This is a genomic window from Winogradskyella sp. HaHa_3_26, assembly GCF_019278425.1.
Lineage (GTDB): Bacteria > Bacteroidota > Bacteroidia > Flavobacteriales > Flavobacteriaceae > Winogradskyella > Winogradskyella undariae.
The window spans coordinates 773891-786595 of sequence record NZ_CP058981.1 but is presented as its reverse complement, the minus strand read 5'-3'; the positions used below and the strand labels follow the sequence as shown (position 1 = coordinate 786595).

The 12705-nt window shown below is 32.9% G+C and carries 7 protein-coding genes; 6 read left to right on the top strand and 1 reads right to left on the bottom strand.

Translation table 11 applies throughout. From position 1 onward, the window contains the following. Positions 1 to 9 precede the first annotated feature (9 nt). From rplA to H0I32_RS03390, 6 genes are all read left to right on the top strand, one after another. Entirely contained in the window at positions 10 to 699 is a 690-nt protein-coding gene (gene rplA / locus H0I32_RS03415; RefSeq protein ID WP_173586646.1) for a 50S ribosomal protein L1, read from the top strand. Between the two features lie 19 nt (positions 700 to 718). Next, on the top strand, positions 719 to 1240 hold the full coding sequence (rplJ, locus tag H0I32_RS03410) for a 50S ribosomal protein L10 (RefSeq protein ID WP_173586647.1): 522 nt from the start codon (positions 719 to 721) through the stop codon (positions 1238 to 1240). Between the two features lie 60 nt (positions 1241 to 1300). After that, positions 1301 to 1675: a 50S ribosomal protein L7/L12 gene (gene rplL / locus H0I32_RS03405; RefSeq protein WP_173586648.1), complete on the top strand. Its 375-nt coding sequence runs from the start codon at positions 1301 to 1303 to the stop codon at positions 1673 to 1675. Positions 1676 to 1797: 122 nt separating this feature from the next. Continuing rightward, on the top strand, positions 1798 to 5610 hold the full coding sequence (rpoB, locus tag H0I32_RS03400; protein ID WP_173586649.1) for a DNA-directed RNA polymerase subunit beta: 3813 nt from the start codon (positions 1798 to 1800) through the stop codon (positions 5608 to 5610). 140 nt (positions 5611 to 5750) lie between these two features. Next, entirely contained in the window at positions 5751 to 10052 is a 4302-nt protein-coding gene (rpoC, locus tag H0I32_RS03395) for a DNA-directed RNA polymerase subunit beta' (protein ID WP_179314705.1), read from the top strand. Between the two features lie 124 nt (positions 10053 to 10176). Next, positions 10177 to 10500 (top strand): DUF3467 domain-containing protein, encoded by a 324-nt coding sequence (locus tag H0I32_RS03390; protein WP_173586651.1) that lies wholly within the window; start codon positions 10177 to 10179, stop codon positions 10498 to 10500. Positions 10501 to 10778: 278 nt separating this feature from the next. Here the strand turns inward: H0I32_RS03390 and H0I32_RS03385 are convergent, their stop codons facing one another. Continuing rightward, positions 10779 to 12368 carry a peptide chain release factor 3 gene (locus H0I32_RS03385; RefSeq protein ID WP_179314704.1) on the bottom strand — a complete coding sequence of 530 codons (1590 nt, stop codon included), beginning with the start codon at positions 12366 to 12368 and terminating at the stop codon, positions 10779 to 10781. Positions 12369 to 12705 lie beyond the last annotated feature (337 nt).

Genomic DNA, 12705 nt, shown 5'->3' with positions numbered 1-12705 from the left:
TTTTTAGATATGGCAAGATTAACAAAGAAGCAAAAAGAAGCAAGAGCAAAGGTTGATAATAACAAAATTTACTCTTTAGAGGAAGCTTCAGCTTTACTAAAAGAAATTACATACACAAAGTTTGATGCTTCTATCGATTTAGCAATCAGATTAGGTGTAGATCCACGTAAAGCCAATCAAATGGTTCGTGGTGTAGTTTCATTACCACACGGTACAGGTAAAGACATGAAGGTTCTTGCACTTGTAACTCCAGACAAAGAAGCAGAAGCAAAAGAAGCTGGCGCTGATTACGTTGGGTTAGATGAATACTTACAGAAAATTAAAGAAGGTTGGACAGATGTTGACGTTATCGTTACAATGCCAAGCATAATGGGTAAGTTAGGACCATTAGGTAGAGTATTAGGACCAAGAGGTCTTATGCCAAACCCTAAGACAGGTACAGTAACTATGGATGTAGCTAAAGCAGTTGCAGAAGTAAAAGCTGGTAAAATTGACTTTAAAGTAGATAAAACAGGTATTGTACATGCTCCAATAGGGAAAGCATCGTTTGATACTGATAAAATTATTGGTAATGCCCAAGAATTATTATCTACAATCATGAAGTTAAAACCAACGTCGTCAAAAGGAACGTATGTAAAGAGTATTTACATGTCTAGTACTATGAGTCCAAGTATCTCAATTGACACAAAAATAGGATAGTAGTTAAACTTAGAATATTATGACAAGAGAAGAAAAATCCCAAGTAATTGAAGAGTTGACTGCTCAATTAGCAGATAATACTAATATCTATTTAACTGATATTTCAGGATTAGATGCAGCAACGACTTCAAATTTAAGAAGAGCATGTTTCAAAGCTAACATCAAATTAGCAGTTGTAAAGAATACACTTTTAGAGAAAGCAATGGAAGCATCGGATAGAGAATTCGGTGATTTACCTACAACTTTAAAAGGAAATACATCAGTAATGTATTCTGAAACAGGAAATGGTCCAGCTAAAGTAATTAAAGAATTCCGTAAAAAATCTGAAAAGCCTTTATTAAAAGGTGCTTTCATTGAGGAGTCTGTTTACATTGGAGACGATTTATTAGATACTTTAGTTGATATTAAGTCTAGAGAAGAGCTTATTGGAGAGATTGTAGGATTATTACAATCACCAGCTAAGAATGTAATCTCAGCACTTAAATCTAGTGGTGGAACCATCGCAGGTATCGTTAAAACATTATCCGAAAGAGAAGGATAATTGTATAGCATATACACATAGAAAATTATATTATAACACACATTATTAAACAATAGAAAAATGGCAGATTTAAAAGATTTCGCAGAACAATTAGTTAACTTAACAGTAAAAGAAGTTAATGAATTAGCAACTATATTAAAAGATGAGTACGGTATTGAGCCTGCAGCTGCTGCTGTAGCTATGGCTGGACCTGCTGCAGGTGGAGCAGATGCTGCTGAAGAGCAAACTGAATTTGATGTTATCTTAAAAGCGGCAGGTAGTTCTAAACTAGCTGTAGTAAAATTAGTTAAAGAATTAACTGGTTTAGGTTTAAAAGAAGCTAAAGGATTAGTTGATGATGCACCAAGCCCAATCAAAGAAGGTATTGCAAAAGACGAAGCAGAAGCTTTAAAAGCTCAGTTAGAAGAGGCAGGAGCTGAAGTTGAGCTTAAGTAAGCTTACTTTTTCTACAACATATGGTTTAGGTCTAGAGGGAAACTCTAAGACCTAAACCCTTTTGTGTATATAAACGTTATATACATTTTTTAGTTTTTATTTAATAAAAATCTCGTTCATCAATGTTAGCAAAAAAGGCTGAAAGAATTAATTTCTCTTCTATTGTAAATAGGACAGATTACCCAGACTTTTTGGATATCCAAATTAAATCCTTCCAGGATTTTTTCCAATTAGAAACAAAGTCAGAAGAAAGAGGTACTGAAGGTTTATACAATACCTTCATGGAGAACTTCCCAATAACAGATACACGTAATCAATTCGTACTAGAGTTTTTAGATTACTTTATCGATCCACCTAGATATTCAATAGAAGAATGTATCGAAAGAGGATTAACTTACAGTGTGCCTTTAAAAGCAAGATTGAAGCTATATTGTACGGATCCAGAACATGAGGATTTCGAAACAATAGTTCAAGATGTATATTTAGGTACTATTCCTTACATGACTCCTAGTGGGACATTTTGTATTAATGGTGCAGAACGTGTTGTCGTTTCTCAATTGCATAGATCACCTGGTGTATTCTTTAGCCAGTCTTTCCATGCTAATGGAACAAAATTATACTCTGCCAGAGTAATTCCTTTTAAAGGTTCTTGGATAGAATTTGCAACTGATATCAATCAAGTAATGTATGCTTACATTGATAGAAAGAAAAAATTACCAGTTACTACACTTTTCCGTGCTATCGGTTTTGAACGTGATAAAGATATTTTAGAGATTTTTGACCTTGCAGAAGAAGTAAAGGTTTCAAAATCTGGATTAAAAAAAGTTATCGGTCGTAAATTAGCTGCACGTGTATTGAATACATGGCACGAAGATTTCGTTGATGAAGATACAGGTGAAGTTGTATCTATTGAGCGTAACGAAATTGTATTAGATCGTGACACAGTTATAGATAAAGATAATATTGAAGAAATTCTTGAAGCAGACGTAAAAACTATTCTTTTACACAAAGAAAGTGCGCAACAAGGAGATTACGCAATTATTCATAATACATTACAGAAGGATCCAACAAACTCTGAAAAAGAAGCTGTTGAGCACATCTACCGTCAATTACGTAATGCTGAGCCGCCAGATGAGGAAACAGCACGTGGTATTATTGACAAATTATTCTTTTCAGACCAACGTTACTCTTTAGGTGAAGTAGGTCGTTATAGAATGAATAAAAAATTACAGTTAGATATCGGAATGGACAAACAAGTTTTGACCAAATTAGATATCATAACTATTATAAAATATTTAATTGAGCTTATCAATTCTAAAGCAGAGATTGATGATATTGATCACTTATCTAACCGTCGTGTACGTACAGTAGGAGAACAATTATCTTCTCAGTTTGGTGTTGGTTTAGCACGTATGGCACGTACTATTCGTGAACGTATGAACGTTCGTGATAACGAAGTGTTTACTCCTATTGATTTAATTAATGCTAAGACTTTATCGTCTGTAATTAATTCTTTCTTTGGTACAAACCAATTATCTCAATTTATGGATCAAACCAACCCTCTTGCAGAGATTACGCATAAGCGTCGTCTTTCAGCATTAGGACCAGGTGGTTTATCTAGAGAAAGAGCAGGTTTTGAGGTACGTGATGTTCACTATACTCACTACGGACGTTTATGTCCTATTGAAACACCAGAAGGACCAAACATTGGGTTAATTTCATCTTTATCTTGTTTTGCTAAAGTGAACTCAATGGGATTCATTGAAACTCCATACCGTAAGGTTGAAGAAGGTGTTGTAGATATTAAAAATGCACCAACATATCTAAGTGCCGAAGAGGAAGAAGATATGTTAATTGCACAAGCAACTATAAAAGTTGATGAAGATGGTAAAATTTTAGAGGACAAAATTATTTCTCGTCAAGAAGGTGATTTCCCTGTTATTGACCCAATCAATGTTAATTATACAGATGTTGCACCAAACCAAATTGCATCGATTTCAGCTTCATTAATTCCTTTCTTGGAACATGATGATGCCAACCGTGCATTGATGGGATCTAACATGATGCGTCAGGCAGTACCATTATTACGTCCTGAAGCACCAATTGTAGGTACAGGTTTAGAACGTCAAGTAGCATCAGATTCTAGAGTGTTGATTAATGCTGAAGCAGATGGTACTGTTGAGTATGTAGATGCTCAGAAAGTTACTATTAGATATGAGCGTACAGAAGAAGCTGCCATGGTTAGTTTTGAAAGTGATACTAAAACATATCCTTTAGTAAAATTCAGAAAAACCAATCAAGGTACTTCTATTAACTTAAAACCAATCGTTGAGAAAGGTGATAAAGTTGCTAAGGGTCAAGTTCTTTGTGAAGGTTATGCTACTGAAAATGGAGAATTAGCGCTTGGTAGAAATATGAAAGTAGCCTTTATGCCTTGGAAAGGGTATAACTTTGAGGATGCAATTGTAATTTCTGAAAAAGTAGTTAGAGATGATGTATTTACATCTATTCACATTGATGAATATTCATTAGAAGTAAGAGATACAAAATTAGGTAACGAAGAGTTAACTAATGATATTCCTAACGTTTCTGAAGAAGCAACTAAAGATTTAGATGAAAATGGTATGATTCGCATTGGTGCGGAAATTCATCCAGGTGATATCTTAATCGGTAAGATTACTCCAAAAGGAGAATCAGACCCAACTCCAGAAGAAAAACTTTTAAGAGCTATTTTCGGAGATAAGGCTGGTGATGTTAAAGATGCATCTTTAAAAGCATCTCCATCTCTTCATGGTGTTGTAATCGGTAAAAAATTATTTGCTAGAGCTGTAAAAGACAAACGTAAGAGAGCACAAGATAAAGAAGATATCGAAAAGTTAGAAGATGTTTATGATAACAGATTCGATGATCTTAAAAATGTTCTTGTTGATAAGTTATTTAATATCGTTAATGGAAAAACGGCACAAGGAATCTATAATGATTTAGGTGAAGAAATTATTCCTAAAGGTAAAAAATATACCTTAAAAATGTTAAATGCTGTAGATGATTATACACATTTAACTTCAGGAAAATGGACAACTGATGATCATACTAATGAGCTTGTTGCAGATCTAATCCATAACTATAAGATTAAGGAAAATGATTTACAAGGATCATTAAGACGTGAGAAGTTTACAATCTCTGTTGGTGATGAGTTACCTGCAGGTATCATTAAATTAGCTAAAATTTATATAGCTAAAAAGCGTAAGCTTAAAGTTGGTGATAAAATGGCGGGTCGTCACGGTAACAAAGGTATTGTTGCACGTATCGTTCGTCAGGAAGATATGCCATTCTTAGAAGATGGAACGCCAGTTGATATTGTATTGAATCCATTAGGTGTACCTTCTCGTATGAACATTGGTCAGATCTATGAAACAGTGTTAGGTTGGGCAGGTAAAGATTTAGGTAAAAAGTATGCAACACCAATTTTTGATGGTGCAACTTTAGATCAAATTAATGCCTACACAGATGAAGCTGGTATTCCAAGATTCGGTCATACTTATCTTTACGATGGTGGAACAGGAGATCGTTTTGATCAACCAGCAACAGTTGGTGTGATTTATATGATTAAACTTGGTCACATGATTGATGATAAGATGCATGCACGTTCTATCGGACCATACTCATTAATTACACAACAACCATTAGGTGGTAAAGCACAATTTGGTGGTCAACGTTTTGGAGAGATGGAAGTATGGGCACTTGAGGCTTATGGAGCATCAAGTACACTACGTGAGATCTTAACTGTAAAATCAGATGATGTTATTGGTAGAGCTAAAACTTACGAAGCTATCGTTAAGGGAGAGCCTATGCCAGAACCAGGACTTCCAGAATCATTCAACGTACTTATGCACGAATTGAAAGGTTTAGGATTAGATATTAGATTGGAAGAATAATTTATTAGAAATTATTCTATGTGAATAAGGTTCGCGCAGGGATAACTCGAGAGTTGTCCGTAATCGCAAAATTATTCATAACAATCGCAAAAAATTATTGGGCAGTTAGCAATAACTGCCCATACATAACACAAAATAACATGGCAAGAAAACAAGATAAGAATACAGTACAGAAATTTAACAAAATTTCTATTGGTTTAGCATCGCCTGAGTCTGTTTTAGGAGCGTCTCGAGGTGAGGTATTAAAGCCAGAAACTATTAATTATCGAACACACAAACCAGAAAGAGATGGTTTGTTCTGTGAGCGTATTTTTGGTCCTGTGAAGGATTTTGAATGTGCTTGTGGTAAATATAAAAGAATACGTTACAAAGGTATTGTTTGTGACCGTTGTGGTGTAGAAGTTACAGAAAAGAAAGTACGTAGAGATCGTGTTGGTCATATTAACTTAGTTGTACCAGTTGCACATATCTGGTATTTCCGTTCTTTACCAAATAAAATAGGTTACCTTCTTGGATTACCATCTAAGAAATTAGATATGATTATCTATTATGAGCGTTACGTGGTTATTCAACCAGGTATTGCTATGAATGTTGAAGGTGAGCCAGTACAAAAAATGGATTTCTTAACTGAAGAAGAGTATCTAAATATCTTAGAAACTATTCCTCAAGAAAACCAATATTTAGATGATACAGACCCTAACAAATTCATCGCTAAGATGGGTGCTGAATGCCTTATTGATTTATTAGCACGTATAGATTTAGATCAATTATCTTATGATTTAAGACATAAAGCTAATAATGAAACATCTAAGCAACGTAAAACTGAAGCTTTAAAACGTTTACAAGTTGTTGAAGCGTTTAGAGATTCTAACTTAGTTAGAGAGAACAGACCTGAGTGGATGATCATGAAAGCTGTTCCAGTAATTCCACCAGAATTAAGACCTTTAGTGCCTTTAGATGGTGGTCGTTTTGCGACTTCAGATTTAAATGATTTATACCGTCGTGTAATTATCCGTAACAACCGTCTTAAAAGATTGGTTGAGATAAAAGCACCAGAGGTAATTTTACGTAATGAGAAACGTATGTTACAAGAATCAGTAGATTCATTATTTGATAACACACGTAAATCATCTGCAGTAAAAACAGATTCTAACAGACCATTAAAATCATTATCAGATTCACTTAAAGGTAAGCAAGGGCGTTTCCGTCAAAACTTACTTGGTAAGCGTGTGGATTATTCAGCACGTTCTGTAATTGTTGTTGGACCAGAATTGAGATTATTCGAATGTGGTTTACCAAAAGATATGGCTGCAGAGCTTTACAAACCTTTTGTAATTAGAAAATTAATTGAAAGAGGAATTGTAAAAACTGTAAAATCTGCTAAGAAAATTATCGATAGAAAAGAACCTGTAGTTTGGGATATTTTAGAGAATGTTTTAAAAGGACATCCAGTTCTTTTAAACCGTGCTCCTACATTACACAGACTAGGTATTCAAGCATTCCAACCTAAGCTTATTGAAGGTAAAGCGATTCAGTTACACCCATTAGTGTGTACTGCATTTAACGCCGATTTCGATGGTGACCAGATGGCGGTGCATTTACCATTAGGACCAGAAGCTATTTTAGAATGTCAGATGTTACTTTTAGCATCACATAATATTTTGAACCCTGCAAATGGTTCTCCAGTTACTGTACCTTCTCAGGATATGGTACTTGGTTTATATTATATGACTAAGCTAAGAAAAACGGATGCAGATTATACTGTAAAAGGTCAAGGTTTAACATTCTACTCTCCTGAAGAAGTAAACATTGCTTATAACGAAAAGCAAGTTGATTTAAATGCAGGTATTAAAGTTAGAACAACTGACTTTAATGAAGAGGGAGAATTAACAACTCAAATTATTGAAACTACTGTAGGTCGTGTATTATTTAACGAACATGTACCTGAAGCAGCTGGTTATATAAATGAAGTTTTAACTAAAAAATCATTAAGAGAAATTATTCATGGTATTCTTAAGAAAACTAGTGTACCAGAAACGGCTGATTTCTTAGATGCAATTAAAACTTTAGGTTACAAATTTGCATTCCAAGGTGGTTTATCATTTAGTTTAGGTGATATTATTATTCCAGCTGAAAAGCAAGGAATGATTGATGCTGCTAATACTCAAGTTGATGGTATTATGGGTAACTATAATATGGGACTTATTACTAACAACGAACGTTATAACCAAGTTATTGATATCTGGACGTCTACAAATGCTGAATTGACTGAATTGTCAATGAAACGTATTCGTGAAGATAAACAAGGGTTTAACTCGGTGTTTATGATGCTTGATTCTGGTGCAAGGGGTTCTAAAGAACAGATTCGTCAGTTAACAGGTATGCGTGGATTAATGGCTAAGCCTAAAAAATCTACTGCCGGTGGTGGTGAAATTATTGAAAATCCAATTCTTTCTAACTTTAAGGAAGGACTTTCAATTTTAGAATACTTTATCTCTACTCACGGTGCTCGTAAAGGTCTTGCCGATACAGCTCTTAAAACAGCTGATGCAGGTTACTTAACACGTCGTTTAGTAGATGTTTCACAAGATGTAATTGTATACGAAGAGGATTGTGGTACATTAAGAGGTATAGAAGTTGCTGCTCTTAAGAAAAATGAAGAAATTGTTGAAAGCTTAGAAAATAGAATTGTTGGTAGAACTTCACTTAATGATGTTTATAATCCATTAACAGAAGAGTTACTAGTAGAAGCTGGTGGTCATATTGATGATATAATCGCTAAGAAAATTGGAGATTCTCCATTAGATTCTATCGAAGTACGTTCTCCATTATCTTGTGAAGCTAAGAAAGGTATTTGTGTTAAATGTTATGGTCGTAACCTTGCTACTGGTAAATTAGTACAAAGAGGTGAAGCTGTAGGTGTAGTTGCTGCTCAATCTATTGGAGAGCCAGGTACTCAGTTAACATTACGTACATTCCACGTTGGGGGTATTGCAGGTAACATTTCTGAAGATAATAAGTTAACTGTTAAATTTGACGGTATTGCTGAAATCGAAGATTTAAAAACTGTAAAATCTAAAGATAATGAAGGTAAAGAGGTAGATGTAGTGATCTCTAGAACTTCAGAATTGAAATTAATGGATGCTAAAACAGGAATTGTTTTAAGTACAAGTAATATTCCTTATGGTTCATTTGTTTACGTCAAACCAGGTGATAAGCTTAAGAAAGACGATGTTGTTTGTTCTTGGGATCCATATAACGGTGTTATTATTTCAGAATTTGCTGGTAAAGTGAAGTATGAAAACATCGAACAAGGTATTACTTACCAAGTAGAAATTGATGAGCAAACTGGTTTCCAAGAAAAGGTAATTTCAGAATCTAGAAACAAAAAATTAATACCAACGTTATTAATTGAAGATTCTAAAGGTGAAACTATCCGTTCTTACAACTTACCAGTAGGTGCACACATTATGATTGATGATGGTGATGATATTGAAATCGGTAAGATTTTAGTTAAGATACCTCGTAAATCTGCTAAAGCAGGTGATATTACGGGTGGTCTTCCTCGTGTAACTGAATTGTTTGAAGCACGTAACCCTTCTAATCCTGCTGTTGTAAGTGAGATTGATGGTGTTGTTTCTTTCGGTAAAATTAAACGTGGTAACCGTGAAATCATCATTGAGTCTAAATTAGGAGAGGTTAAGAAATACTTAGTAAAATTATCTAATCAAATTCTTGTACAAGAGAATGATTATGTAAAAGCTTGTATGCCTTTATCTGATGGTTCTATTACACCAAATGATATTCTTAACATTAAAGGGCCATCTGCGGTTCAACAATACTTAGTAAATGAAGTACAAGAAGTATATCGTTTACAAGGTGTGAAAATTAATGATAAGCACTTCGAGGTTGTTGTAAGACAAATGATGCGTAAAGTTAGAATTATTGATTCTGGTGATACTATTTTCTTAGAAAATCAATTAGGTCATAAATCAGATTTCATTGAAGAAAATGATAAGATTTTCGGAATGAAAGTTGTTGAAGATGCTGGTGATTCTGTGAATTTAAAATCAGGTCAAATTGTAACGGTAAGAGATTTAAGAGACGAAAACTCAAGCTTACGTAGAGAAGATAAGAATCTTGTTACTGCTAGAGATGCTAAACCTGCGACTGCAACTCCAATTTTACAAGGTATTACAAGAGCTTCATTACAAACTAAGTCGTTTATTTCTGCGGCATCGTTCCAGGAAACGACTAAGGTTCTTAACGAAGCAGCGGTAAATGGTAAAGTTGATTCACTTGAAGGACTTAAAGAAAATGTAATTGTTGGTCATAGAATTCCTGCAGGTACAGGTGTTAGAGAATTTGAAAACATTATTGTAGGTTCTAGAGAAGAATTTAATGAAATGATGAAAGCTAAAGAAGAGATGAATTTTAATTAATTCTCTAGTTTTTTTCAAAATAATAAATAAATTTAAAGCCTTCTTGTATTTTTACATGAAGGCTTTTTTAATTTAAAAAGTATTAATGAAGACTTCCTTTTTTAGGAAGCATAAATAATTTAGCATGGCAGACGAAAAAAATAATCCAAATAATAAAAAAGGGCAAATTAATATTGAGCTAGATGAGAAGATAGCAGAGGGTACATATTCTAATTTGGCTATAATTAATCATTCAGTATCAGAATTTGTTGTAGACTTTGTAAGTATTATGCCTGGTACACCTAAAAGTAAAGTAAAGTCTAGAATAATTTTAACACCACAGCATGCTAAACGTTTATTAAAAGCATTAGCTGAAAATGTTACCCGTTTTGAAAATGCTCATGGAGAAATAAAAGATTATGAGCAACCTCCAATACCATTAAATTTTGGACCAACAGGTCAAGCTTAATTTTTTTGATTCAAAAACAATTATAGCTTAAACCTATTGTTTATTTATATTAAATAGTTTTTTGTTATTTAAAAAGCTTATTTTAATATTGTTTATAGAAGGTTTTTAATTTAATTAATCATGTTGTAGGTTATTTTAATTAAAGTCCTTTAAATTGGCTTTAATTGATTTTTTACCTATCTTATTACAAATAAAAACCCTTAAAAATTAATTTAAGGGTTTTTTTATGTTTAATCTGTTAATAGTAAAATTACCATATATATGATAATCATAAATTTTTAATCAAATTCAGAAGTCATATGGAATGTAATACTAGGGTATTTCTGTTGTGTCATTTGTAATGTAAACATAGAATCTGCTAAAAAGACTAATTGATTTTGTTTGTCTTTAGCTAAAAAGCGTTGTTTTACTCGTAAAAACTCTTTAAACTCCTCGCTTTTTTCATTATCAGTTTGTACCCAACATGCTTTTTGTACGTTTAAGTTTTCGTAAGTACATTTTGCTCCATACTCATGTTCTAAACGATATTGAATCACTTCATATTGTAATGCACCAACCGTACCGATTACTTTTCTACCATTTAAATCTAAGGTAAATAGCTGTGCAACACCTTCGTCCATTAACTGATCTATTCCTTTAAATAATTGCTTAGATTTCATAGGATCAGCATTATTAATGTATCTAAAGTGTTCTGGTGAAAAGCTTGGTACACCTTTATAATGTAATATTTCTCCTTCAGTTAATGTGTCTCCAATTTTAAAACTTCCAGTATCTTGTAAACCAACAATATCACCTGGGTATGAGATGTCTACAATCTCTTTCTTTTCAGCAAAAAAAGCATTTGGACTAGAGAATTTTAATTTTTTGTTATTTCTAACATGTAAATAAGGTGTATTACGTTTAAATTCACCAGAAACAATTTTTATAAATGCCAATCTATTTCTATGATTAGGATCCATATTGGCATGTATTTTAAAAACAAATCCACTAAATTGATCTTCATCTGGTTTAACTAAACGTTCTTCACTCTGTTTAGGTCTAGGTTTAGGTGCTATATCAACAAAGCAATCTAAGAGTTCTCTTACACCAAAATTATTTAGTGCAGAACCGAAAAATACGGGCTGTTGACTACCGTTTAAATATTCATCTTTATTAAATTCAGGGTATATACCTTCTACTAATTCAATTTCCTCTCTTAAGGTATTTGCAGCTGTTTCTCCAATTAATTTGTCTAATTCTGATGATGATAAATCTGATATTTCTATCGTTTCTTCTATGTCTTTACGACTATCACCAGAAAATAAATTCACATTCTTTTCCCAAATGTTGTAAATCCCTTTAAAATCGTAACCCATACCTATAGGAAAACTTAAAGGAACGACCTTTAAACCAAGTTTTTGTTCTATTTCATCTAATAGATCAAACGCATCTTTACCTTCTCTATCCATTTTATTAATAAAAACAATCATTGGAATGTTACGCATTCTACAAACTTCAACTAGCTTTTCTGTTTGTTCCTCAACCCCTTTTGCTACATCAATAACAACAATAACACTATCAACAGCTGTTAATGTTCTAAAAGTATCTTCTGCAAAATCCTTGTGACCCGGTGTATCTAAGATATTTATTTTTATACCATTATATTCAAAAGCTAATACAGATGTTGCTACAGAAATTCCACGCTGACGCTCAATCTCCATAAAATCACTTGTTGCTCCTTTTTTTATTTTGTTACTTTTTACAGCACCTGCTTCTTGTATGGCACCACCAAACAAAAGTAATTTTTCTGTTAAGGTTGTCTTACCTGCATCTGGATGTGAGATAATTCCAAAGGTTCTCCTTCTTTCTATTTCTTTTAAAAAGCTCATAAATATTATTAAAAATCGATTACAAATATAAGTCTATAATAAGAAAAATTATAAAACCATTTGGAATATAAAACAAGATGTTTTTTTTGTATCGGCTTTTTTTTTAACACGAGTTTATTTTTTTTAACTATATTTTAACTTTATTAAAAGAGGTTTTAAAATATTGATTTTTTTACTAATTGTTAATGTTCTGATATGTAGTTTGTTATTTTGTTTTAATATTCAGTTTAGTTTTTTTTGTACTAAATACGACTGACAATAAAAATAAATAATCTTATAAATTTATTTGCTTTTATGCATTTTATCGGATATATTCGCACTTTTATCGAAAAATCTT